This is a genomic window from Nesiotobacter zosterae (genome assembly GCF_033843645.1).
GTDB classification, from domain to species: Bacteria; Pseudomonadota; Alphaproteobacteria; order Rhizobiales; family Stappiaceae; genus Pseudovibrio; species Pseudovibrio zosterae.
This window is the reverse complement of the sequence record NZ_JAWXVZ010000007.1, coordinates 1-23,676: the sequence shown is the minus strand read 5'-3', so window position 1 is coordinate 23,676 and position 23,676 is coordinate 1. Positions and strand designations below refer to the sequence as shown.

The 23,676-nt window shown below is 55.1% G+C and carries 21 protein-coding genes; 2 read left to right on the top strand and 19 right to left on the bottom strand.

Annotated features, from left to right (window positions below; all coding sequences use genetic code 11):
* Positions 1–27: 27 nt before the first annotated feature.
* From Q3Y58_RS11615 to Q3Y58_RS11585, 7 genes are all read right to left on the bottom strand, one after another.
* Positions 28–1,530 carry a sulfatase-like hydrolase/transferase gene (locus Q3Y58_RS11615; RefSeq protein WP_319622338.1) on the bottom strand — a complete coding sequence of 501 codons (1,503 nt, stop codon included), beginning with the start codon at positions 1,528–1,530 and terminating at the stop codon, positions 28–30.
* Positions 1,530–2,036: a GNAT family N-acetyltransferase gene (locus Q3Y58_RS11610; protein WP_319622337.1), complete on the bottom strand. Its 507-nt coding sequence runs from the start codon at positions 2,034–2,036 to the stop codon at positions 1,530–1,532. Before Q3Y58_RS11610 ends, Q3Y58_RS11615 begins: the two co-directional genes overlap by 1 nt.
* Positions 2,033–3,064, bottom strand: coding sequence for an ABC transporter ATP-binding protein (locus Q3Y58_RS11605; protein WP_319622336.1), 1,032 nt, complete (start codon positions 3,062–3,064; stop codon positions 2,033–2,035). The genes Q3Y58_RS11610 and Q3Y58_RS11605 overlap by 4 nt, the downstream gene beginning before the upstream one ends.
* On the bottom strand, positions 3,061–4,062 hold the full coding sequence (locus Q3Y58_RS11600; RefSeq protein ID WP_274219606.1) for an ABC transporter ATP-binding protein: 1,002 nt from the start codon (positions 4,060–4,062) through the stop codon (positions 3,061–3,063). The genes Q3Y58_RS11605 and Q3Y58_RS11600 overlap by 4 nt, the downstream gene beginning before the upstream one ends.
* Positions 4,062–5,183, bottom strand: a complete 1,122-nt coding sequence (locus Q3Y58_RS11595; protein WP_319622335.1) for an ABC transporter permease — start codon at positions 5,181–5,183, stop codon at positions 4,062–4,064. The genes Q3Y58_RS11600 and Q3Y58_RS11595 overlap by 1 nt, the downstream gene beginning before the upstream one ends.
* The gene (locus Q3Y58_RS11590) at positions 5,183–6,187 is read right to left on the bottom strand and encodes an ABC transporter permease (protein WP_274219604.1); all 1,005 of its coding nucleotides are present in this window, start codon (positions 6,185–6,187) and stop codon (positions 5,183–5,185) included. The genes Q3Y58_RS11595 and Q3Y58_RS11590 overlap by 1 nt, the downstream gene beginning before the upstream one ends.
* Before the next feature lie 76 nt (positions 6,188–6,263).
* A complete protein-coding gene (locus tag Q3Y58_RS11585; RefSeq protein ID WP_319622334.1) occupies positions 6,264–8,297 on the bottom strand; it encodes an ABC transporter substrate-binding protein in 2,034 nt (677 codons plus the stop codon).
* A gap of 129 nt (positions 8,298–8,426) precedes the next feature.
* Between Q3Y58_RS11585 and Q3Y58_RS11580 the strand changes: the two genes are divergently transcribed.
* Positions 8,427–9,305, top strand: coding sequence for a LysR family transcriptional regulator (locus tag Q3Y58_RS11580; protein WP_274219602.1), 879 nt, complete (start codon positions 8,427–8,429; stop codon positions 9,303–9,305).
* A 93-nt stretch (positions 9,306–9,398) separates the two neighbouring features.
* Here Q3Y58_RS11580 and Q3Y58_RS11575 read toward each other — a convergent pair whose 3' ends face one another.
* From Q3Y58_RS11575 to Q3Y58_RS11545, 7 genes are all read right to left on the bottom strand, one after another.
* Positions 9,399–10,445, bottom strand: a complete 1,047-nt coding sequence (locus Q3Y58_RS11575) for a M42 family metallopeptidase (RefSeq protein ID WP_319622333.1) — start codon at positions 10,443–10,445, stop codon at positions 9,399–9,401.
* 140 nt (positions 10,446–10,585) lie between these two features.
* Positions 10,586–12,028 (bottom strand): carbon starvation CstA family protein, encoded by a 1,443-nt coding sequence (locus Q3Y58_RS11570; protein ID WP_319622332.1) that lies wholly within the window; start codon positions 12,026–12,028, stop codon positions 10,586–10,588.
* 162 nt (positions 12,029–12,190) lie between these two features.
* The gene (gene btsR / locus Q3Y58_RS11565; protein ID WP_274219599.1) at positions 12,191–12,901 is read right to left on the bottom strand and encodes a two-component system response regulator BtsR; all 711 of its coding nucleotides are present in this window, start codon (positions 12,899–12,901) and stop codon (positions 12,191–12,193) included.
* The gene (locus Q3Y58_RS11560) at positions 12,901–14,583 is read right to left on the bottom strand and encodes a sensor histidine kinase (RefSeq protein WP_319622331.1); all 1,683 of its coding nucleotides are present in this window, start codon (positions 14,581–14,583) and stop codon (positions 12,901–12,903) included. Before Q3Y58_RS11560 ends, btsR begins: the two co-directional genes overlap by 1 nt.
* A 169-nt stretch (positions 14,584–14,752) precedes the next feature.
* Positions 14,753–15,526: a heme ABC transporter ATP-binding protein gene (locus Q3Y58_RS11555; RefSeq protein ID WP_319622330.1), complete on the bottom strand. Its 774-nt coding sequence runs from the start codon at positions 15,524–15,526 to the stop codon at positions 14,753–14,755.
* A gap of 12 nt (positions 15,527–15,538) precedes the next feature.
* Positions 15,539–16,642 carry a FecCD family ABC transporter permease gene (locus Q3Y58_RS11550; protein WP_319622329.1) on the bottom strand — a complete coding sequence of 368 codons (1,104 nt, stop codon included), beginning with the start codon at positions 16,640–16,642 and terminating at the stop codon, positions 15,539–15,541.
* A 14-nt stretch (positions 16,643–16,656) separates the two neighbouring features.
* On the bottom strand, positions 16,657–17,499 hold the full coding sequence (locus Q3Y58_RS11545) for a heme/hemin ABC transporter substrate-binding protein (protein ID WP_319622328.1): 843 nt from the start codon (positions 17,497–17,499) through the stop codon (positions 16,657–16,659).
* Positions 17,500–17,846: 347 nt separating this feature from the next.
* Here Q3Y58_RS11545 and Q3Y58_RS11540 point away from each other — a divergent pair, with 347 nt between their 5' ends.
* Complete coding sequence (locus Q3Y58_RS11540; RefSeq protein ID WP_319622327.1) at positions 17,847–18,161, top strand: antibiotic biosynthesis monooxygenase family protein; 315 nt, start codon at positions 17,847–17,849, stop codon at positions 18,159–18,161.
* A 264-nt stretch (positions 18,162–18,425) separates the two neighbouring features.
* Here the strand turns inward: Q3Y58_RS11540 and Q3Y58_RS11535 are convergent, their stop codons facing one another.
* From Q3Y58_RS11535 to Q3Y58_RS11515, 5 genes are all read right to left on the bottom strand, one after another.
* Complete coding sequence (locus Q3Y58_RS11535) at positions 18,426–18,812, bottom strand: RidA family protein (RefSeq protein ID WP_274219594.1); 387 nt, start codon at positions 18,810–18,812, stop codon at positions 18,426–18,428.
* Entirely contained in the window at positions 18,809–19,678 is an 870-nt protein-coding gene (gene pdxY, locus Q3Y58_RS11530) for a pyridoxal kinase PdxY (protein ID WP_319622326.1), read from the bottom strand. The genes Q3Y58_RS11535 and pdxY overlap by 4 nt, the downstream gene beginning before the upstream one ends.
* Before the next feature lie 33 nt (positions 19,679–19,711).
* Entirely contained in the window at positions 19,712–20,983 is a 1,272-nt protein-coding gene (mtr, locus tag Q3Y58_RS11525) for a tryptophan permease (protein ID WP_319622325.1), read from the bottom strand.
* 76 nt (positions 20,984–21,059) lie between these two features.
* Complete coding sequence (locus Q3Y58_RS11520) at positions 21,060–22,460, bottom strand: tryptophanase (protein ID WP_274219591.1); 1,401 nt, start codon at positions 22,458–22,460, stop codon at positions 21,060–21,062.
* Positions 22,461–23,442: 982 nt separating this feature from the next.
* A partial coding sequence (locus Q3Y58_RS11515; RefSeq protein ID WP_319622324.1) for a hypothetical protein occupies positions 23,443–23,676 on the bottom strand: 234 nt, incomplete at its 5' end.

Genomic DNA, 23,676 nt, shown 5'->3' with positions numbered 1-23,676 from the left:
GCGTCCGGTATTCGAGTTGCTTGCTGCCTACTTGAGCAAAACGTTGTTTGCGCTTTGGGAATCGTCCGCCGCCCGCATACGCGCCGTCATCATGGCTTCCAGAAGCGGGTACGCGATCTCCTGACCTTCCGGGGTTTCAAACAGGTTCACCGTGCAATCAGGGTCGGTTTCCAGATCGAACAACACCGGAGGAACGGAGGGCGAATACGCCAGCAAATAACGCTCATCACGGCGCACCATCAGCTGATAATCGGTCACCCGGCGACCTTCCGTGTCCAGCCAACCCGGCTCGACCATGTAGCGGAAATCAAACTCCCACAGCGCCGCATCGCGCCAGCCCACTGGAGTCTCACCCGCCATCAGCGGCATGAGGGATTGCCCGTCGAGCGCGTTCTTCGCCTCAATGCCCGTCATCTCCAGCAGCGTGGGGAACAGATCGACGGCAGAAGTCATCGCCTTGCACGGGGCCTGCGGTGCCATGCCCGGCACCTTGATGATCAGCGGAATATGCTGGCTTTGATCGTAAAAGCCGCCCTTGCCCAACATACCGTGGTCGCCCATCATCTCGCCGTGATCGGAGGTAAACACAATTACGGTGTTATTCCAGGCGCCCATGGTTTTCAGATGATCAAACAGGCGGCCAAGCTGCGCATCCACTTCAGTGATCAAGCCATAGTAAACCGCCTTGATCCGCCGCAGATCCTCTTCACCGAGGTCCTCAACCAGTCCTTCGGTTCCGGGCACAAAATCACTAGCGCTCATCTTGCGGCGCATGAGCGCCACAAGCGGATGCGACGCCGCCACCAGATCATCACGGCCAGTGCCCTTGAAGCCCGGCACGTTTTCCGGCGCGTACATGTCGTTGTAAGGCGCTGGAGCCACGAATGGCGGGTGCGGATGAATGTAGGAGAGATGCGCAAACCATGGGCGTTCAGCCGGTTGCTCATCGAACCACTCCATAAAGCGCTCAGTCAGATAGGCCGTCTGAGTTTCTTCGGCGGAGAATACGGCCGGGCCATTTGGAATGGTGCGGCCTTCCTGCTTCGGCAGCAGGTACGGCTGGCTCACATCTTCCTTTGCATGCCCCCGGCGGCGCAACCAAGCCTTCCATGGCGCTTCATCGCCAATCAGCGCCTGCTCCACTTCAAATCCCGGAAGCACACCCTCGTAGGTCTTCCCGGCCGGGTCATTGGGGTCTAGCGTGCGCGGGTCCGCAGCAATGTCGGTATACCCGAAAAGCGTTGGCGTATAACCGGCGCGCCGCGCAGCCCTTGCGAAGTTGTCAAACCGATTGTCCAGCGGTGTGCCATTGGCGACCACACGGTTGTTCATCTGGTAAAGGCCGGTATACATGGCCGCACGGGCTGGCGAACACGGTGCAGCCGCCGCATAGTGGCGCAGGAAGGCACGTCCCTCGCCCGCCAGCGCGTCCACATTCGGCGTTTGCACCACCGGGTTTCCCGCATAGGCCACGCTGTCGCCGCGCCACTGGTCTGCTGTAATGAACAAGATGTTTGGGCGCTTCTGCATTACTCACCTGCCTCCTGAAACAGCGGCTTCACACTGCCGTTTTCAGTCACTTTTCTCGCCATGAATATTCTCGTGAGATCGTCTTTTTGGGTTGGGTGTCGGCCTTTGCGTTCCAGCACGAACCCCAACCGCTCATAGAAGCGGCGCAGGTGGCCATATTGCTCCAGCGTGTACAGCTCCAGAACATGGAAACCGCGCGCCGCAACCTCGTCCACCACGGACGCCATCATCTGGGCAGCTTGCCCGGTACCCTGTTGGTCGGGCGCAAGGGCGAACATGGAGAGCGTCACGCGGCCCTCTGCTGTCCCCTCGTCCAAAACAACGATACCCGCGCGGCCCTTCCAGAACAGAACCATTTCGCGGGCGACACTATCCGCCAGCCACGGGTACGGGCCGGTTTGGGAACGGCCCGCCCCTCGGGCATACTCAGCAAACCCCGCATGCAACAGCTGTTCAGCTTCCTGCACCTCGTGAGGCTTCACCACTTTCAGCACTGCACTGCTCATGCACTCACCGATTGCGTTGCTGTGCTTTGAGCCAGAACGGGCAGGTCAACCAGGTGACAGGCCACCTTGTGCTCCGCATCACCGCGCATGATCGGCTCCACAACGCGGCAACGGTCGGTTGCGTGCGGGCAGCGGGTATGGAACTTGCAGCCCGCTGGTGGATTGACGGGACTCGGGATCTCGCCCTTGAGCTTGATCGCCGTGCTCTGGTGATCAGGATCCAAGGACGGGATCGCCGAGAGCAGCGCTTGGGTGTAGGGATGGCGCGGCGCTGCAAACAGCTTGCGAGGCGGCGCAACTTCAACAATGTTGCCCAGATACATGACGGCAACCGTGTCACAGGTGTGCGCCACCACGGAAAGGTCGTGGCTGATAAACAGGAAGGTCAGCCCCATGTCGCGCTGAAGCGACTTCAGAAGGTTCAAGATGTCCGCCTGAATGGACACATCCAGCGCTGCCACACTCTCATCCGCCACGATGTAGGACGGCTGAGTTACAAGCGCGCGGGCGATGGATATGCGCTGACGCTGCCCCCCTGAGAAGGCATGGGGGAAACGGCGTAGATGCTCCACGTTCAAGCGGCACCGGGCCGCAATCTCACGCACACGCTCGTCGGTTTCGGCGCGAGATTTGGTCAACTTCATCACTTCCAGCGGTTCGGCGATGATGTCCCGAACGGTCATGCGCGGACTAAGTGCAGCGTAAGGGTCTTGAAAGATCAATTGCGCGCGTCGGCGGAAGTCTTTCTCTTCCTTGCGGTCCATTTTAGCGAGGTCAAAAACACGGTCTTTACTGTCCGTGAAGGTGATATTGCCCTTTGAAATTGGCGCTGCATGAAGGGTTGCGCGGCCAAGAGTGGTCTTGCCGGAACCGGACTCGCCCACCAGACCAAAGAAACTGCCGCGCGGAATGTCGAGGGACACACCGCCCACAGCCGTCAGAATTGGCGGCTTGCCAAACATTGACTTGCCGATGGAGAACTCAACCGAAAGGTCCTTGATGGAAACCGCGACTTTCTTGTCGGTCATGCCGCTACTCCTTGGCGCTCTTCACTCAAGAAACAGGCTGAGGTGTGTCCCGCCACCACCTGCACTTCAGGCGGCACCATCTGGGCGCATTTGCCCTCGATGGCGCGCTGACAGCGCGTATGGAACACGCAGCCGCTAGGCCGCTCCAACGGGCTGGGAATATCGCCCGGCACTGGCGTTAGCGGCGCGTCCAGATTTTCCAGTTTCGGCAGCGCATTAAGCAGGCCCTGCGTATAGGGGTGCGCCGGATTGCGGATCACTTCACGAACAGGGCCGGTTTCGATGATCTTGCCCAGATACATGACCGCCACCCGGTCAGCGGTTTGGGCAATCACGCCCAGATCGTGGGTGATAAAGATGATGCCCATGCCAAACTCAGCGACAATCTCCTTCATGAGATCAATCACCTGCGCCTGAATGGTCACGTCCAAAGCGGTCGTGGGTTCATCGGCGATCAGCAGCTTCGGCTTGGTGGAAAGCGCCATGGCAATCATGGCGCGTTGGCGCATGCCGCCGGACAGTTCGAAGGCATATTGATCGAACCGTTTTGAAGCTTCAGAAATGCCAACCCGGTTCAGCAGATCAACGGAAAGCTCTCGTGCTTCTGATTTGGTCATTTTCCGGTGCAGCATCAGCTGCTCGGTCATCTGCTTGCCAATGGTGATGGCGGGCGCAAAGCTCGCCATGGGCTCCTGAAAGATCATGGAGACCAAATCCCCGCGCACCTTGCGCAGTTGCTTTGGCGTCTTCAGGCGAAGGATGTCCACTTCCTCCTCACCACTGCGAAGGATCATGGAGGAGCCTTCGCCATACCGTGTGTTGCCTGCGTTGAGACGCATCAGAGAACGGGCGGTAACGGACTTTCCGGAACCACTTTCCCCAACAAGGCCAAGCACTTCGCCCGGTTCAAGCTCAAACGAGATCTTGTCAACGGCGGTGATTTCGCCCTCAGCAGTTGCGAACTTCACCTCTAGGTCTTTGACGGTCAAAAGGGTCATCAGTGTCGCTCCGAGTAAGGGTCAGCCGCATCGCGCAAGCCATCGCCGACGAACACAAACGCCAACACGATGGCCACGAAGATAGGCACCGGAATGAAGTACCAGTGGTAGTTGAGCAGCACGTCTACCTTGGTCACGTTCTGGAGCAGAACACCCAGCGAGTTCACCGGGTCTTTCAAGCCCAGCCCGATGAAGCTGAGGGAGGTTTCGGCGAGCACCATGTAGGGGAACGAGATCACCAGATCCACGATGATGTAACTGGTGAAGCTGGGCAGCAAATGACGCCCGATAATGTGGGCTGGACCGGCGGATGACAGCTTGGCAGCCAGCACATAATCAGCGGTGCGCTCCGCCAGAACATGGGTGCGGATACGGCGTGCCAACGTTCCCCAGCCCAGAAAGCCAAGGATCATGGAGATGAATGCAAAGCGCATCTCGGCAGACCATTCGTCTGGAATGAAGGCTGCGAGCGCCATGAACAGCGGGATGGTCGGCGTCGTCTTCACCGTGTCCATCAAGGCCTGCAGCACTGTGTCCACCCAGCCACCGAAGTAACCCGCAACACCGCCAATAATCAGCGCCAGCACAAAGGAGATCAGAACGCCGATTGTTCCAACCGCAAGAGAGATGCCGATGGCGTGAAGCGTACGTGAGAAGATGTCCTTACCGGCCGCATCGGTGCCAAACAGGTGAATGAAACCTTCTTCCACGCCAAACAGGCGGTGTTCCATCGGGATGCCAAGCATCCTGTAGGGCTCCACCTTCGGCAGGAAGGTCATGTAGTTTCGCTCGTCGGTCTGGCGTGTTACCCAGCGAAAGTTCGTATCCATTCCGCGGTAGCGTTCCACCTTGTGAATGAACGGAACCAACGAACAGCCATTGTCATCACAGAACTGGGGAACTTGCGGTGCCCCATTGGTGTAATCCGCATTGCGGCCCGCAGCGGTGGGCGCGTAAGGGCCAATGAAGGCGGCGAACACCCCGCACAGGATGAAGAAGACCAAGAAACCCGCCGCCACCATGGCAGAGCGCTTCTTTTTGAACCGGGCCCAGACAAGCTGCATCTGGGACGCGGTGTAGTAGTCTTCTTTCTTGACGGTTTTGGCAGAGAAAAGACCCATCAGAAGAACCCCCGGCGTACGCGCGGATCAATGATCGCGAGAATGATGTCGGTGATGAAATTCAAAGAGACGATTGTTGCGGTCATGATCAAAATGATCGCACCGGCCAATTGCTGGTCGTTTGAGCGGGCCAGCGCGTCCAGAAGCAGCGCCCCTGCATCAGTCAGCGCCAGAACGGCAGCCACAATCGGCAAGTCATTGAAAATGCGGTTCAAGTCAAACCCGATGGAGTTGATCACCGGCCCCAGGGCGTGACGGGCGGGATAGCGCAGCAGCAGCGCAGAACCGGAAATGCCCCGTGCCCGTGCAGCCGTCACGTAGAGCTTGCCCTGCTCGTCGGACATGAGCGCGCGGATGGTCTGAAGCTGAATGGCGGTGGCAGACCAGCCCAGAATGACGATCGGCAGCCACGCCCGGCTCATCATGTCGCCAAACTTGGCAAGGCTCCACGGGGCATCGCGGTACTGTTCGCTGAACAAGCCCGTCATGGTGTCACCAAAGTAGATGGTAGCAACCAGCATGACGCCGAGCGCCAGAAGGAAGTTAGGCAGGGCGAGGCCCAGATAGCTGACAACGCGCAGGGAGCTGTCGAACCAACTGTCCCGCAGGCTTGCGGACAGGATGCCAACCGGAACCGCAATGATGTACGTGAGTATGAGCGCGGCGAAGGACAGCCCAAGGGAGATCGCGACCTTGTCGCCAATCAGTTGGGTCACATCCACACGCCACAGGCAGCTTTCACCAAGGTCAAAGTGGAGGATCGCGTTGGTCACCCACTTGGCCCACCGTTCCAGGTAGGGTCGGTCGAGCCCCATTCGGATCTCCTCGGCCAACACGTCGGCTTCGGTGATCATCTGGCCCTGTGTTGTCTTGTAGGCGATGTAGCGCTCTGCGCAGTTGCCCGGGACCAGCTCCATCAAAGTGAAGACGATCAAGGACACCAACAACATCGTCACGACGGCGGCGCTTAATCGGATTCCGACAAATTTCAGGAATGCTGCCATGTTTTCGCTCCTGTGAGGCAGCAAGGGCAATCGCCTGTGATCGCCCTTGCCGTTAGTTTTCAAAGGACTACGTCGCTTACTCGCTCAGGAACCACTGCTGAGCGCGGTATGGATAGGTGCGGTAGTAGTCGTAGGAAGACGTCTTCGGCGTTTCGAAGTTCTGCAGCTTGTTGGAGCGGTAGATTGGTGCAGGAGCTTTCACGGTACCGATCATCAGGAAGTTGTCGTGGAAGATCTGGATGATCTCGTTGCCAACCTTGTTGGAGGCATCCGTGCCGGGAACCAAAGACTGCCATTCGGTGATCTTGGCTTCCAGTTCCTTCGTCCATGCTGGCGGCTCCATGCCTTCAGCACCGTTGGTGTCCTTGTACTGAGCCCAGAGCATACCGTTGCGCAGACCGAAGAAGTCATCGAAAGGAACGATGAAGTCCTTCGCCGTGCCCTGAATCACAGGGATCGGCTGCCCCTTGGTCCATGCCAGAACATCCAGTTCATTCGCGGACTGAGCCGACCGGTATTCATCGGAAGTAACTTCCTTTATGGTGGTCTGTACGCCAACGTTGGACCAGTCTTGAGCCACCAGTTCAGCAACAGTGGTCGGAACGCCCTGCGTGGAGAACTGCATGTTCAAGGTCAGCTTGCTGCCAGATGGCAGGTCGCGCCAGCCGTCGCCGTCCTTGTCCACCAGACCGATCGCGTCCAGCATGGAGCCCGCCTTGACCGGGTCGAACTCGGTTGCGAACTTCCGCTGCTCTGGCGTTGCAAACTCTGGAGCCGGATCGAACGCGATGTAGGCCATTGGCTCGCCGAGGTCGAAGTAGGCAACGGAATTGATCTCATCACGGTTGATCGCGTAAGACATGGCAAGACGGAAGTCTTTGTTGCCAAAGATTGCCCGCTTGTCGTCGTCCGTGGACGTCACGTTGAAGGAGAAGGTTGGCAGGCCAATGGTTGGGCGCAGTTCAACGGTGTAGTCACCCTTTTCCTGACCATCCAGAAGGGTCGGTGCGTCTGGCAGGTTCACGGACTGAGACTTGTAGTCCATTTCGCCGTTGACCAGCTTGAGAACACGCACTTCATTGTCAGAAACGTAGGACTCGTTCACTTCGTTGATGTAAGGCAACTGGTTGCCGGCGGTGTCGACCATATGGAAGTATGGGTTTGCAACAACACGGCGACCTTCAGTGGTGTCTTCAACAACCACGTGGCTTTCCAGAGTTGGCACAACTGCGCGCGGCAGCTTTTCGACCTTGGAAGCATCCTTCAGGAGTGGGGACGGAACGTCTTTCCAGTCAGATCCGCCATAGTAGAAGTTGATGACTTCATAGCCGTTTTCGAAACCAGCAGCCTGCGCCAGTGCATCCGCTTCCGGGTTGATGGCTGGGTGGAACTGGCCGAGGAAGTGCTTCGGCTGGAACGGCTGCGCGTAGTTGGTTGCCAGCGCGGAGAGAAGGCCTGGCTTCGGAGCCTTCATCTTGAAGACCACAGTCTGGTCGTCGGTTGCAATTACTTCGATCGGCTCGCCGCCAGCACTCCAGAGATCCTTCGGCTTTTCAACGACCTGCGGATCCATGGTCATGTTGTTGTACCAGAACGCAATGTCATGGGCGGAGAAGGGCTCACCGTCAGACCACTTGTGGCCTTTGCGCAAGGTAAAGGTAAGCTCGGTGTAGTCGTCGTTCCACTTGTAGTCCTTGGCCACATTGGGAACGATGGTCACGAGGTCGTCTGAAAAGCGAACAAGGTTCACGTGACGAACAGACAGAAGGTCAGAGGAGCCCGCTTCGGTCGCGTTGGACATGCCGTCCAGAACGCCGCCGTAGTTCCCGATCTGCTGGTAAGGTGCCACAACAAGTGGCTCTTCCGGCAAACGCTGCTCAACCGGCGCAAGGTCCTTGTTGCCGATGATGCGAGCGTTCAGCTCTTCGATTTCAGGGTTCTGAGAGAAAGTCAGCTCGCAGTTGGCTGCTGATTCAAATTCAACCAGTTCGAACTGCTGCGGGTACTTGCCAGCCAGATCCTGGGCATCAGCCACTGTGATCTGCGGGCATTCGGCAGCCATGGCAGCCGATGAAAGAACAATCAAACTTGCGGAAACGAGGTATTTCATTGCGGCATTCCTCCTTGTAAGACCGAGGCCGCAAAAACACATAGGGACCGCTTGCGAAAGGCGAATGACAAATATTATTGTTACTATAAAAGCATAACATGACCTTATAGATTGAGATAAGCCGAATTCATGAGAGCAGCTCAGGCACCTACCATTCGCCAACTTCAGGTATTCATTGCGGTAATTGACGAGGAGAGCGTCAGCGGTGCTGCGCGAAAGCTGGGCGTGAGCCAGCCCGCTGTCACAAACATGATAAAAACCCTCGAAAAAGAAATGGGCACCGCCCTGTTTCGTCGCATCGGTCGCAAGATGCTCCTCACCACTCCGGGCAAGAAAGTAGAGCGCGCGGCCCGCAACACGCTTCACGAAACGAGCCGCCTTCTGGACACCGTGAAGTACGCCGTCGGCAACACAGTCGCCCCCCTTCGCATTGGCTATACGGCACCTCAGCTGGTGCTCACCGCCGCCCGCAAGTTTCAGCTGGTCGATCCGCTCGTGCCGCTGGAGTTCCATGCAGCCAACACCTCAACGCTCTTTGACATGTTGGATGACTATCAGGTCGATCTGATCAGCATCGGCATCAACAACCCCTCCGATGACTACTACTATCAGCTGTTCGCCCGTCAAACCTTGCATGTTCTTATGCGCGTTGATGATCCTTTGAGCCATCTCGCCGAAATATCGATTGCAGAAATGGAGGGACTGCCGATGGTCCTGCGCGAAAAGGGCTCCTACACCCGCCAGTCCTTCTTGGATGCCTGCAACAAACAGGGCGTCCGACCCAACATCGCGCTGGAAATCTTTGGCCGTGAGTCCGTCAAGGAAGCATCAGCTCAAGGGTTTGGCTACGGCATTGTGCTGCACCGGGAACTCACCCCAGACGCAAGGCTGAAGAGCATTCCCATCAAGGACAGCAAGGACATTGCCAGCGAGTATCTGGTGTGCCGCAAGGCCGCCATGAGTTTCCCGCCTCTCAAACGCTTCTTTGAAGTGAACAAGCGCGCCTGAGCCATAAAAGAACAGCGCACCGGGAACCGATGCGCTGCGCTCCATTTAATAAGCTGCAGAGAAATCCGCCCCGTGGGCGTCTCTCTTTCGCTGCTAGTGGCGCTTGAGATAGGCCGCCAGAATGTCCCGCGCTGCAAGCAGATCCGTGCGATCAATCATTTCCGTCACGGTGTGAACGTAGCGGGTGCCCACCATGATACCGACAGCTTTTGCGCCTGCTGCAGCCTGCTGAGCTGCCGCGCCGTCCTGGCCGCCGCCCTTCAACATGGTGCGCTGGTATGGGATCTCTTCTTCAATGGCAATCTGTTCCACTTCCTTCACAAGCCCCAGATCCGCAATGAACGCACTGTCTTTCACGTGCAATCCGAACCCTTTGCCCTGCTGAGTGGTCTGCTCCTGCTCGGCCACACCCGGCGTGTCGCAAGACAGCGTGATATCAACGCCAAAGCCAATGTCCGGCTTCACCGCATAGGCCGCCGCTTTTGCACCCCGCAGGCCAACTTCTTCCTGACAGGTGAAGGCAACATAAATCTCGCAGGCGTGCTCCGCTTCTCCGAGAGCCCGGATGGCCTCGATGCCAAGCCAGCAGGCAACACGATTGTCCAGCGCTTTGGAAACGACCTTTTCGCCCATTTCGATCAGCGGTTCATCAAGTGTCACCATGTCACCGACTTTGACCACGTCCTTTGCCTTTTCTCCAAGGCCCAGATCGATGATGAACTCGGTCACTTCCGGAATCTTCTTCCGCTCTTCTGCGCTTGCGGTGTGAATGGGGCGGCCGCCCGGGTTCATCACCCCTTTCAGGTCCCCTTCGTCCGTCGAGACCAGTACACGGCGGGAAAACAGGTTACGCGGATCAAAGCCACCAACCGGCTGAACATAGATAAAGCCCTTGTCAGTGATGTGGGAGACGAGGAAGCCGATCTCGTCCATATGACAAAGCAGCATTACCTTTTTTGGCGTCTCGCCATTGGCCGCAGGCTTGCGTGCAGCACGACGGCAAATGAGGGATCCCAGCGCATCGGTATGCACTTCATCAAACAGGCCCTCGATTTCCTTCAGGATGAGCTCGCGAACTCTATGTTCATGACCAGGAACACCCGGTGTTTCACAAAGGCGGCGTAGCAGATCTATGTTCATGACAACTTTCAATTCTTGATAGAGATAGCGTGCAACATGCAGCCAAACGCATGGGCGCGCAATGAAACATAGAGCCTAGATACAAAAAAGCAGCGCACCGATGACCGGCGCGCTGCGTTTTTTGGTGAATGGACTGGGGCTTATGCAGTTTCTGCAACGTCCTCTGGGTCCACTACCTTGCCTTTTGCTTTCGCAATGACCAGCCCGGCGATTGCGATTGCAGAGACAACACCGATTGCTGTTGCAATGCCGATTGGAAGGCCGAAGCCGAGGGTTGCAGAGCTTGCGATGAAGCTCACGACAACGGTGGTCATGAAGGTTGCTGGGATGGTGCAGATCCAGTGCAGCTTGTGATGACGCAGCAGGTATGCAGCAGCAGTCCAGAGCATCATTGCAGCGGTTGCCTGGTTAGCAACACCGAAGTAACGCCAGATCACACCGAAGTCCACTTGGGTCAGGATGCCGCCCAGGATGAACAGTGGGATAGCAAGCATCAGGCGCTTTGCAATTACCTTCTGGTCCATGTTGAAGAACTCAGAGAGGATCAGACGTGCAGAGCGGAATGCAGTATCGCCAGAAGTGATTGGCAGTACGATCACACCGAGGATAGCCAGTACGCCACCAACTGCGCCAAGCAGGCCGTTAGATGCTTCGTACACTACGTTAGCCGGGCTACCACCCATGCCTGCCTGCAGACCTTCGACGCCGCCGAAGAAAGACAGGGCAATCGCACACCACAGCAGAGCGATGATGCCTTCACCGATCATTGCGCCGTAGAATACGAACCGACCGTTGGATTCATTCTCCATGCAACGTGCCATCAAAGGAGACTGAGTTGCGTGGAAGCCAGAGATCGCACCACAAGCAATGGTGATGAACAGCGCTGGCCACAGTGGCATGTCACTTGGGTGGTTGTTCTGGAAGAAGTTACCCAATTCAACACCTGGCAACAGAGTGTGGTCAGGAGAGAATACGAGTGCCAGCGTCAGACCAACAGACATGAACAGCAGCAGTGCGCCGAAGAATGGGTACAGACGACCGATGATCTTGTCGACAGGAACGATTGTTGCGACCAGGTAGTACACGAAGATCACGCCAAGGAAGATCATCATGTCCATGCCGGTGAGCTTGGCAAGCAGACCTGCTGGAGCGGAAATGAAGACCACGCCAACGAGCAGCAGCAGAACGATCGCGAAGACGTTCATGAAATGCTTTGCGTTTGTGCCAAGATACTTGCCGACCAGGTTTGGTACAGACTGACCGTTGTTACGAACAGAAAGCATACCTGAGAAGTAGTCGTGTACTGCACCAGCGAAGATACAGCCGACAACGATCCAGAGCATGGCAGATGCGCCATACATGGCACCGAGGATCGGGCCGAAGATTGGGCCCACGCCAGCGATGTTCAGGAGCTGGATCAGATAAACCTTCTTTTTGGACATCGGGACGTAGTCCACGCCGTCCGTCTTGGAAAATGCAGGTGTCTGACGACCAGGCTTGACACCAAACACTTTTTCAACAAATGCGCCGTAGATGAAGTATCCGCCTATCAGCAGCGCGATACACACGAGAAAGTACAGCATCTTTCATCCTCCTAATGAAAACCTCACGCATTTTTTATCAAGGTTTATCTAGCGGGGTTTGGAGGATCTCATGAGTGGTCGAAAAGAGCCCTTAAGCGGTCGAAATAGGGCCTAAGCGGTCGGCGAAAATTGGCTGGAATCGCGCCTAGTAGAATCTACTGATCAGTGATAACCGAACAATTGCTTAAGTGATTTCAAGTATCTACGAGAGATGGGAACTTTGGTTCCAGAGTGCGTAATGGCCTCTGCGCCGGACTCCAAAAGGACAATTTCAGAAATGGCTTCCGGCGAGATCAGGTACTGCTTGTGACTGCGCACGAGCGGCGTTTTTTCTTCCAGAACCTTCAAGGTAAGCTGGGTATGGACGTAGTCCTGACTGGTCGCAACATGAACGCCGCTCAGGTCTGTAAAGATGTACTCAACCGCTGACACCGGTACGACCTTGAGCTTGTTGCCAAGGTAACACGGCAGGTGTGTCAGGGTTTGCGGCACGATCTCCGCCATGACGCGAGGGGCTAGATCCCGGCGCACCTTTTGCAAGGTCTTCGCCAGCCGTTCTTCATCAATCGGCTTCAGGAGGTAATCAAAAGCGTGGTGCTCAAAGGCCTTGATGGCGTATTCATCATAGGCAGTGGCAAAGACAATGCGGGGCATGGTCTCGGGGTCGAGCATGGCGATCAGTTCAATGCCCGAAATCTGGGGCATCTGAATATCCAGAAAAACGAGCTGCGGCTTTTCCTTGTTAATGACCGACAGCGCGTCAATGGCATTGCCGCACTGGCCGATGATCTCGATGTCCGGGGTTTGAGAGAGCAGGTCCGCAAGCTCCTCGCGGCTGTAGGGCTCGTCATCGACAATCAGACATGTGATCATTAAGCCATCTCCGGCACAGTCATCGGCAGTCTGATATGCACTTTTGTAGACACATCAGGCTCGCACTCAATCTCCAACCCATATTCCGGGCCATACTGATTTTTCAGCCGTTTATCAACCAGATTGAGCCCAAGCCCCTCGCTCTGCGGCTTGTGCTGAAACAAACCAGCATTGTCTTCCACACACAACTCGAGCACATCGTCGTGCTGCGCCCCAGTTACGGTTACCGTGCCCGGCCCCATCATCTGTGAGATGCCGTGCTTGACCGCATTTTCAATGATCGGCTGCAGCGTGAACGCTGGCAGTTTGACCAAATGCAGCTCGTTGGGAATATCAAAGTTGATTTCCAGACGGTCGCTGAAACGCGCTTTCTCCACGTTCAAATAGGAATCGATGTGATCCAGTTCATCGCACAACGACACCAGACCGGTGGTTCGCTTCAAATTGATGCGCAGGTATTTGGAAAGCTGGAGCAACAGTTTACGCGCATTTTCAGGGTCGCGCCGCGTAATGATGGCGATGGTGTTCAGCGCATTGAAGAGAAAGTGCGGGTTGACCTGCGCCTGCAACAGTTTCAATTCCGACTGCGTTAACAGGTGCTGCTTTTCTTCCAGCTGGCCGTAGAGGATCTGGTTGGAGAGAAGCTTGGCGATCCCCTCTCCCAGCGTGCGGTTGATGTTCAAGAACATCTTGTTGCGTGCTTCATACAGCTTGATGGTGCCAATCACCTCACTGTCACTGGTAAGCGGAATCACAAGACAGGAACCAAGACGGCAGTTCCACGAGAGCGAGCAGCTGTAGGGAAAGTCCACGCCATCAGCAAACATGACGCGGTTGTACTTCATGCAGTCGATGGTCAGCTGAGAGGAGATCGGGCGACCGGGGATGTGGTGATCGTCACCTATGCCGATGAAAGCCAGCAGCTTCTTGCGATCGGTAATCGCAACAGCGCCCACTTTGGTCTCTTCAATGATGATCTGCGCGACTTTTGCTGAGGACTTTTCATCAAACCCCTTGGCCAGCACCCCGACGCAGCGCTCCGCAATGCGCATGGCCTGATTGGTAAAGGAAGAAGACAGCTTGTCGTACATGGCCTTTTGGTCACGCACCATGCTCATGAACAACGCCGTTCCGATGGAGTTTACGATCAGCATCGACGGCGCGATCTGCAGCACCAGTTCCAGCGCCTGGTCGAACGGTCTGGCCACCAGCAGGATGATGGCCATCTGCATCATCTCCATGAACACGGTGAACCAGAACACGAACAGGGGTTTGAACCGCAAGGCGTTAAGGCCAATACTGCGGAAGTAATAGGCAATCAGACCCGCGGAAAGGCCTTCCATGGTGGTCGAGATTGCGCAGGCGAGATCGGTAAAGCCGCCGAATGAATAGCGGTGGATGCCCGCAGTCAGCCCCACGAAGAAGCCGGTTACCGGACCACCCAACAGGCCGCCCATGATGGCACCCATCACACGTGTGTTGGCGATGGCGTCGTTGATCTGTTCACCGAAATAGGTGGCCATGATCCCGAAGCCGGAGAACACGATGTAGATGACGACCTTGTGCGGCAGACGCGGCGAGGCCTCTGTCAGCACCTTGAAGAACGGCGTCTTGCTCACCAGGTAGACGATCACCAGGTACACGCACATCTGCTGGGTGAGTAAGAGAATAAGCGACATCATTGTCCGGTCGTTTCTTGCATTTCGCTCGACAATCCGACGCCGCAACGCGCTCCGAACCGCCCGCCTGTTTTAAGCCGTTTCAGGCCAGACAGGCAATCATGCAAAAAATCACGTTTTCTTTCAATTCCGTGCAAAACCTACGTATGGTCAACGCAAACAAGGAAGCGCCTCAGGCGAGCTGCTTCATTCCCCATTTCAGCTCGATCATCTCGTCACTGAGGCCATAGACCTGGCTCAACATTTTCCGCGTTACAACCACCTCAGGCGCGCCGGAAGCATGAACGCGCCCCTGCTTCAAGACCACCACGTGATCGGCATAAACACTTGCTAAATCAATATCATGGAGAACAGCAACGACACAGCCCCCCGCTGTCGCATAGTCCCGCGCCAGCTCCAGAACGCTAATCTGATGCTTCAAGTCAAGGCTCGAGGTCGGCTCATCCAGGAACAACGCCGAAGGTATTCCATCCTTCACAGGCTCCCAAACCTGACAAAGAACACGTGCTAACTGCACACGTTGCTTTTCTCCTCCGGAAAGCAAGGCATAAAGCTGATCGGGGTAATGCCCCAACCCAACACGCTCCAGCGCTTCGCTAACGCGCCCATCCACGTCGTAAATCGGTTGGGATGAAGCCCCGGAACGAATGCCGAGGGCAACAACCTCGCGAAGCGTAAAGGGAAACGACAGGGTCGAAGCTTGAGGCAACACGGCCCGCCGCGCGGCAATTTCCTCGCTACGATAGCTGGAGAGCGGTTTGCCATCCAACATGACGGAGCCTTGATCCGCATGCAGCTCGCCGCTTAAGCATTTGAGAAGTGTGGACTTTCCGGCTCCGTTCGGGCCTATGATAGCGGTGAATACGCCCGCTGGCGCGGCAAGGGTGGCTTGGCTCAGCAAGGTTCTGCCGCCGCGCACCACCATAATTCCTTGTGTAGAAAACATGCATCTGCCCCGTTAAAGACTGATCAATGAACGTCGGCCGAGCAAGATGGATAGGAATACGGGCGCCCCTATCACCGCCATGATGATGCCGATCGGCAGCTCCGCAGGCGCAACGATGCTCCGGCTCACCATATCCGCCGCCACCAACAATGCCGCGCCGAGCAAGGCACAACAAGGCAACAGCAAGCGGTGATCCGGTCCGATCAGAAGCCTCAACAGATGCGGCACGACAATGCCGACAAACCCGATTGCGCCAGCCGCAGAAACCGCCGCACCCGTCGCCGCGGCGACCACGATGATCAAAATTCGCTTCAGTTTCTGCGTGTTGAAGCCCATGTGGAAGGCTTCTGCTTCCCCCAACAAAAGTGCATTCAAGCCTTTGGAAAGAAACGGAATTGAGAACAACAATGCCAGAACGAATGGCAAGATCGAGAGCACCCGTTGCCATGTCGCAGCCCCCAAGCTGCCCATGCTCCAGAACGTGAAGTCACGCAGCTGAGCATCATCACTCTTGAAGATCAAAAGCCCAGTTACCGCCCCAGTCAGCGCGCCCAGAGCTATCCCTGCAAGCAACATGGTTGCGATTGATGTCTCGCCGCCGCGGGTGGACACCTTGTAGAGAACAAGGGTGGTGACCAGTCCCCCTAAAAATGCAGCAAGTGGAAGCAGATAGGTGCCAGCGTGCACCGCCAGAGCCACCGGCAAATGGCTCGCCAACACAATTACTGAAACAGCGGCCAGGCTGGATCCGGAGGCAACGCCGATAAGCCCTGGATCTGCAAGAGGGTTGCGGAACAACCCCTGCATCATGGCACCCGCTACCCCCAGCGACGCACCAATCAACGCACCCAGTACCGTTCGCGGCATCCGAATATCAAACAGCACCACATGATCTCTGAGAGAAAGCGCCTCACCGCCAACCAAAGAGACCAGCCAACGTCCAAGCGCGCCAAAACTCACCGACGTGGGCCCAATGGCGACGGACAAAATCATCACGACAGCAAACACGACAACAAGCGATGGCAAACAGATCGACTTCCAAAAGTCTCTCGGGTTCCTGGTTGCTCCTTGCCCAAGTTCCGATGAATTATCAAAGCTCTCTGCAACAGATGCCATGACTGCAACCCTCCCTAACCCTTTGGCGCGGAGGCTTTGAGTTGCGCAGATAGCTCACGAATGGCATCGGCTGTGCGTGGACCAAAGCCCAGCAGATACGCGCCGTTCATGGCAATAAAGGCTTGGTTACGACCCGCTGGAGTTTGTTTCAAAGCCGCGAAGCTGTTGAGAGTTTCCTTCATGTTTGCACCGCCGTGACGGTCCATCATCAAGACCACGTCAGGCTTAGCGGAAAGCAGAGCTTCAGTGACCACAGGCTTATAGCCAGAAAAACCTGTCATGGCATTTTCTCCGCCGGCCAGCTCTATGATTGCCTCTGCCGCCGTGTCGGTTCCGGCAACGGTCAGCCGGTCACCAGCAATTGAGAGCACGAACATCACCTTGGGCTTTGCACCGCTTTGGGCTGCATCGTTGATTGCTGCATCCATATCAGCACTCACCTTAGCGGCGAGTACCTGCGCCTTATCTTCAACCTCAAGCGCTTCACCAATCACGCGGATCTTTTCGATGATTGCGGCCTTGGAAAAGCCCTCTGGAATGGAAATGAGTGGGACTGCCGACGCTTTCAGCACATCCAGCGTTGCCGCAGGACCGGCCCCTTCCATCATCAACACCAGCTCCGGCTCAACGGAAAGCAGACCTTCAGCACTCAGGGCACGAATGTAGCCCACATTGGGCAGCTTTGTTGCCGCCTCTGGGTAGGAACTGGTGGTGTCGACTGCGACCAAGCGGTCCTCTTCGCCCAGAGCATAAACAATCTCCGTGGCAGAGGAACCGATAGCGACCACCCTTGATTCTGATTGCGCGTTCGCGGTGAATGAAGCCTGAGGAAGCGCAAGCAGAACAAGGATGGCCACTAAACCAAATGCTGCTGATCTTTTGAAAAGGGCGCAGGCAGTAAAAGGTCTCATAAATCGTCCTCACAATCTGTTTCCAGCTTGGGGTTGATTTGAGAAGCCTCAACTCGCACCTACGCACTCTCTTGCGAGTCGCTCGCAAGTTATTTCTTGACTTTAGTACTCATATTTAAATAAGAAATCAACGCCCTTGTTGAGCCTCAAACACAATACCCGCTGGACCAAGGGCGCAGCACACATCACCAAAACCCCTTGAACCCTGTTAGAGGGAACGCCAGCTAACCGGGATGTTACATCACTTCGCCCTGTTGCCAGCATCAACCGATCAATGAAATAGGAATTTAGGCATGTACATCGCAATGAACCGCTTCAAGGTTGTCCGTGGGCATGAAGAAGAGTTTGAAGACGTTTGGATATCCCGCGAGCGGCACCTCAACACAGTGCCGGGCTACCTTGAGTTCAACATGCTGAAGGGCGCGGCACACGAGGACCATACGCTGTATGCATCACACACTGTTTGGGACAGCGAAGAGAACTTCATTGCCTGGACCCGTTCTGAAGCCTTCCGTGCCGCTCATAAGGGAGCGGGCGATCGCAAGCACATGTACCTTGAAGGACCGCACTTTGAAGGTTTCGAGGTCATTTTGACAGAGAAGCGCTAAAGTCTTAGAGGCCACACCGGTAGACAGGCCTCCCGCGACCCGTTCGGGTCATTGGTCTTTCGCCGACACCTGCGCTGCTGACCAGTGCACGGATGCTGCTTAGTGGAGCATCACATCGTCAGCGCGCTCTCCTGAGATACGCAAAGAAAGTCCCCGCCATAATAAATGGCGGAGACTTTCCATCAAAGCTGTCAGGCTTTACCGACCAACGCCAGCCCAAAGGGCTATCTTGGAGCCTGACGCCTCATCATACCGACAAGCGGATTAGCCGCGTGGGTATGCCAGAACTTCGATCTCGACCAGCGCATCCTTTGGAAGACGTGCAACTTCCACGCAAGAACGTGCTGGGAACGGAGCTTCGCGGTCTTCAAAGAACTTGCCGTAAACTTCGTTCACCTTTGCAAAGTCGTTGAGATCCTTCACAAAAACAGTTGTCTTCATGATATCGCGTACGGTCAGGCCGCCTTCTTCAACGATTGCCAGAGCGTTCTTCAGAGACTGAAGGGTCTGCTCTTCAACAGTCGCAGGCATTTCGCCGGTAGCGACATCAATTGGCAGCTGACCAGAAGTGATGACCAGATCGCCCAGAGTTACACCCTGAACATATGGACCAATAGCGGCAGGGGCGTCTTTAGTATCGATTGAGATCATGAAGTTGTCTCCATTATGTTTTGTGCACGGAGCTGGCTGGTTGGAACATCAAATTCGCGTTGTGCCGCAATGGTTTGAAGCTCCCATTCATCCAGCGCCTGAGTAGTTTTAAGGACACCGTAAACGGCGTTATGGGTATGCTCAAAAGCAGCCAGAGGACTGCGGCCGGTGAGCAAGCCGGCCATGAAAACTGCTGAAATTAAATCCCCAACGCCAACAGGCTGGCGTTCGAAGGTCAAATGCGGTCGCTGCGCCAGATAGGTTCCCTCGCCGGTCGCCATGACCATTGAGAACTCCGTCTCAGACATGCAATGCAAATGCTTCGCAACGACAATATCCGGACCCAGCTCACGCGCGCTTTGGCATAGCTCAAATGCATCCTTTAAAGTTGCAATTGGGCGACCGACAAACTGCGTCAGCTCAAATTGATTTGGGACCAAGATATCTGCCAGGGGCATTAAAGTGTGGATGAGGCTTTCAGCAACGCCTTCACTCACCACACATCCTTTCTCTGGCGAGCCCATTTCGGGATCACACAGATAAAGACACTCAGGGTTCTCCGCTTTTACACGGGTTACAATGTCGGCAATGACATCACATTGTGAAGCATCGCCGATGTAGCCCGTCAGGATGGCAGAGACGTTCTGCAGGACACCCAGCCCAACAAGCCCCTCAAAAATCTCTGCAATCTGTTCCGTTGGCATCACTTGCCCCCGCCACCCTTCAGGGTATTGGGTGTGATTGGAGAAGTGCACCGTGTGGATCGGCCAGACCTCCAGCCCCATGCGCTGCATTGGAAATACGGCGCAACTGTTCCCGGCATGACCAAAAGTCACATGAGACTGAATAGACAGAACACCCTTCACAGTACACCTCCCCTTTTCACTAGAGCCATTTCCTTATGGATAGACCGGCAACAGGTGCATCATGCCAAGAATATGGCTGATTGCGATCAGGAGGCCGTATGCGATGATCAGGTAGATCAATGCCGTACCACCCCACACACGGAACTGTGGGTTACCAAACTTCTCGCGGCTGGCCTTGGCCATCAAAGCAGGGACGATTGCAGCCCAGATTGTTGCTGCCAGACCGGCAAAACCAATTGCGATGATGAAACCGTTCGGGAAGAACAGGCCACCGATGATCGGCGGGATCAAGGTCACCGCAGCCGTTTTCGTCCGGCCCGCCCGGCTATTGTCGAACTTGAAGAAGTCGGCGAGGAAGTCAAAAAGGCCCAACGCCACACCGAGGAACGAACTGGCCACGGCCATATTGCCGAAAGCAGACAGAAGGTTGGAAGCAGAGACGTTCTCTACGGTCCGGCCCAGAGCATCCACGAGAACACCGATGTTGCCGCCCTCTGCAATGACCTGTGCAAACTCAGGCCGAGGAATGTTACCCAAGGTGGCAAACAGCCAGACGATGTAAAGACACAGCGCCAGACCGGTGCCCAATGCCAGTGACTTGACAATCTTGCGCGGCTCTTTGCCGTAGTACTTCATCAAGCTCGGCACATTGTGGTGAAAACCGAAGGAGGCCAAGCAGAATGGCAGCGCCGCAAACATATACGGGAAGTAGCTGAGAACACTCTGATCGTTGCCGGTATCAAAGAAGACATCGGCCTTCATTTCAAAGGTGTAACCAGATACGGACATCACGAAGGTGATGACCATACCGCCAATCAGAATGGTGGTGAATCGGTCAACAGCCTTGGTTGAATACCAAACGAATGCCCCAAGGCCCAAAGCAAAGATGAAGCCCGCAATTATCTGCGGAGGCGCAACACCGACGGTTGCCATCAATGTGTGGTTCACGATGGACCCGCCGCCAGAAATATAGGCGTAGCACAGAATGTAGCCGACGAAGGCCACAGAAAGGTTGTTGATGATGTTCCACCCGCTCCCGAGGGTGTCTTTCACCATTGTATCGAAACTCGAACCGACTGGGTAGTTCAGATTGGTTTCCAGGATCATCAGACCTGAATGCAGCATACAAAACCAAGTGAACACGAGCGCGAAGATCGCCCAAATGCTCCACATGCCCGCACTCACGGTTGGAACAGAGAACATGCCTGCCCCTACCGCCGTACCGGCAATGATCATCGCACCTCCCAGAAACGATGGACTTACTTTGGATTGGCCAGCAGCTTTGGCCTCAGTAACGTCGGTCATCTTACTTCTCTCCCATGAAGTAATGATTGATAATGAAAAGGGAGGCACATTCCCATAGGTGCCTCCCCTAAGTGCCTTATTTCACAGGCTTTAACCGAGCGGTGAAGTGACGCAGGACCGGCGGTTCATAGTCGAAGTCCAGGCCCTTCAGCTTTTCGGCATTCTTGACGACCTCGATGAGACCGTCAGCGATGTAGTCCATATGGTCGTTGGTGTAGACACGGCGTGGGATGGTCAGACGCATCAGTTCAAGCGGTGACTCCTTCTGCTTGCCGGTCTCTGGATCACGGCCCAACAAGAAGGAACCGATCTCAACCGGACGCACACCGGCTTCCAGGTAAAGCGCATTACAAAGCGCTTGCGCTGGGAACTGATCGCCGGGAATGTGCGGCACGATCTTACGCGCATCAACAAACACAGCGTGACCACCCGTTGGATACTGGATCGGCACGCCACCTGCGCGCAGGCGTTCACCCAGGTACTCAACCTGTGAGATGCGGTAGTGCAAGAAGTCTTCGTCCGCCCCTTCATGCATGCCGCGAGCCAACGCTTCCATGTCACGACCGGCCAGACCGCCGTAAGTTACGAAACCTTCCATTGGCACGCACAGGGTCTGAACCGCACGGAACAGATCTTCCTTCTCACGGATCGCGCACATGCCACCGATGTTCACCAGCGGATCCTTCTTGGCGGACATGGTCAGCATGTCGCCGTAGGAGTACATTTCGCGGATGATGTCGGTAATGGAGTGGTTTTCGTATCCAGCTTCACGCTTTTTGATGAAGTATGCGTTCTCGCAATAGCGTGCGGAGTCAATCACGACCGGAATGTCGTTCTTGGCAGCAAGTTCATATACCGCACGCATGTTGGCCATTGAAACAGGCTGACCACCGGAAGAGTTACACGTCACTGTGGTGATGATCGCCGCAACGTTCTTCGAACCGTGCTTCTTGATTTCCGCTTCCAACTTGTCCAGGTCAAAGTCACCCTTCCAGTCATAATAGGAAGTGGTGTCATAAGCCTTTTCCGTGACCACGTTGATGGCCTTCGCGCCGTTCAATTCAATATGCGCAGCCGTGGTATCAAAGTGGTAGTTGGAGATGAAAACTGGGTTCTCACCGCCACGCACGTCGCGCATACGCTTGATCAGCGCTGGGAACAAAATCTGCTCAGCGCCACGGCCCTGGTGTGTTGGAACCACGTGCTTGTAGCGGAAGAAGTGATGAACAGCAGCCTCAAGGTTGTAGTAGTTGCGGCTACCGGCATAAGCCTCATCACCCATCATCATGCCTGCCCATTGGTAATCGGACATGGCACCAGTGCCGGAGTCAGTCAAAAGGTCGATGTACACATCATCGCTCTTCAGCAAGAACGGGTTGTAGCCCGCTGCTGCAAGGGCCTTTTCGCGATCATCGCGATTTGTCATCTTGATTGGTTCAACCATCTTGATGCGGAATGGCTCAGGAATGCGCTTCATCTTACTATCCTCGTCGAAGATCAAGCATCAATGTACTGCTCCCACAGCACAGAAATGCGAGAATTCATTTAATTTTCTTCACGCGAGTGGCGTGGTTACTCAGTCAAATTGTTGGATTTACTTCCCATCGCGCATCAACACACAGCACAGATTTTCCGAGCCTCAGGGCGTACCAACGTGCAAAGACGCAAAGCAGCCTTCATGGACTCATGAATCTCTAGTAATCGCTATGTATTGATTGGGGACTTTAAATGATTAGACCGCGCGACGTGGGAAGTCGTAGGCAAGCATAATGTCTTGCGTAAACCACGCCTTGTAAAAATATACATTCTTCTGAGCAAAAAGCTCTGCGGATCTCATAACCTGCTCCTCACATCTTGCGTCTTGTAGAAAGAACGCCAGCAGATGAGTTCCATTCAATAAACAAATGGCGAAACTGTCAACTCAAATATATCTAAAACAGCACCGGTATTAATACCTAAACCCCGAAGGGCAATACTTAAAGTTATTTTATTAGTCTAAGATGCATTTTTGACATTTTATATTTCACAAGCCGCCCTTCAATCGACGATTAATTACAGTCAAGATTGCGGGTGATTGTGAATTATGTGCGCCGCACAATGCCTGACCTGACCTCAACAGATGAATCAAAAGCACGTATTGGCCTCCCCGGAGATTGCAACGAGCATCACACCAATGCTCGGCCATGCCAACAGCCGCAACCCATGAGGTCCGAGCGCCGACTACGGCCTCGTGAACACGTGATATATCTGAAATGATCAATACCAATCATCTCAGGTGATCCAATTTACGTCCAAATCAACCCGCGCGGCGATCCCAATCAGTGAAATACAAACCGATTCACAAATTTTGTCCCGAATGGGCCCAGCAGCGAGAAAATCTATTTTTTTACAGTGATTTCCAGTTGGAAACTGACGACGAGCCAAATGGCCGCAGAAGCCGATTTCAAACCTCATTGCCATCAGGGCAACCCAAGGAGCTTGAGCCATCCCCTTGATAAATAGAGGAATTTTTGTGATCGATTTTGTTGTTTTTCTTGTACTTTTCCGTTTCCATTTTGCTCGTTTTTGTTGCTTCTGTAGTATACCGGATATGAGGTTATGTATTTTGGTGTGCTAGTAAGGTTACGCAAGATTATTTGGGTTTTTGGTTTGTTTTGTTTTTTTGAGCCATTTGCCCTTTGGTTGACCGCGGT

Bases quoted from the DNA above. Each gene is read 5' to 3' on its own strand.
- Q3Y58_RS11615 (WP_319622338.1), bottom strand. From the start codon at position 1,530: ATGCAGAAGCGCCCAAACATCTTGTTCATTACAGCAGACCAGTGGCGC.
- Q3Y58_RS11610 (WP_319622337.1), bottom strand. From the start codon at position 2,036: ATGAGCAGTGCAGTGCTGAAAGTGGTGAAGCCTCACGAGGTGCAGGAA.
- Q3Y58_RS11605 (WP_319622336.1), bottom strand. From the start codon at position 3,064: ATGACCGACAAGAAAGTCGCGGTTTCCATCAAGGACCTTTCGGTTGAG.
- Q3Y58_RS11600 (WP_274219606.1), bottom strand. From the start codon at position 4,062: ATGACCCTTTTGACCGTCAAAGACCTAGAGGTGAAGTTCGCAACTGCT.
- Q3Y58_RS11595 (WP_319622335.1), bottom strand. From the start codon at position 5,183: ATGGGTCTTTTCTCTGCCAAAACCGTCAAGAAAGAAGACTACTACACC.
- Q3Y58_RS11590 (WP_274219604.1), bottom strand. From the start codon at position 6,187: ATGGCAGCATTCCTGAAATTTGTCGGAATCCGATTAAGCGCCGCCGTC.
- Q3Y58_RS11585 (WP_319622334.1), bottom strand. From the start codon at position 8,297: ATGAAATACCTCGTTTCCGCAAGTTTGATTGTTCTTTCATCGGCTGCC.
- Q3Y58_RS11580 (WP_274219602.1), top strand. From the start codon at position 8,427: ATGAGAGCAGCTCAGGCACCTACCATTCGCCAACTTCAGGTATTCATT.
- Q3Y58_RS11575 (WP_319622333.1), bottom strand. From the start codon at position 10,445: ATGAACATAGATCTGCTACGCCGCCTTTGTGAAACACCGGGTGTTCCT.
- Q3Y58_RS11570 (WP_319622332.1), bottom strand. From the start codon at position 12,028: ATGCTGTACTTTCTCGTGTGTATCGCGCTGCTGATAGGCGGATACTTC.
- btsR (WP_274219599.1), bottom strand. From the start codon at position 12,901: ATGATCACATGTCTGATTGTCGATGACGAGCCCTACAGCCGCGAGGAG.
- Q3Y58_RS11560 (WP_319622331.1), bottom strand. From the start codon at position 14,583: ATGATGTCGCTTATTCTCTTACTCACCCAGCAGATGTGCGTGTACCTG.
- Q3Y58_RS11555 (WP_319622330.1), bottom strand. From the start codon at position 15,526: ATGTTTTCTACACAAGGAATTATGGTGGTGCGCGGCGGCAGAACCTTG.
- Q3Y58_RS11550 (WP_319622329.1), bottom strand. From the start codon at position 16,642: ATGGCATCTGTTGCAGAGAGCTTTGATAATTCATCGGAACTTGGGCAA.
- Q3Y58_RS11540 (WP_319622327.1), top strand. From the start codon at position 17,847: ATGTACATCGCAATGAACCGCTTCAAGGTTGTCCGTGGGCATGAAGAA.
- Q3Y58_RS11535 (WP_274219594.1), bottom strand. From the start codon at position 18,812: ATGATCTCAATCGATACTAAAGACGCCCCTGCCGCTATTGGTCCATAT.
- mtr (WP_319622325.1), bottom strand. From the start codon at position 20,983: ATGACCGACGTTACTGAGGCCAAAGCTGCTGGCCAATCCAAAGTAAGT.
- Q3Y58_RS11520 (WP_274219591.1), bottom strand. From the start codon at position 22,460: ATGAAGCGCATTCCTGAGCCATTCCGCATCAAGATGGTTGAACCAATC.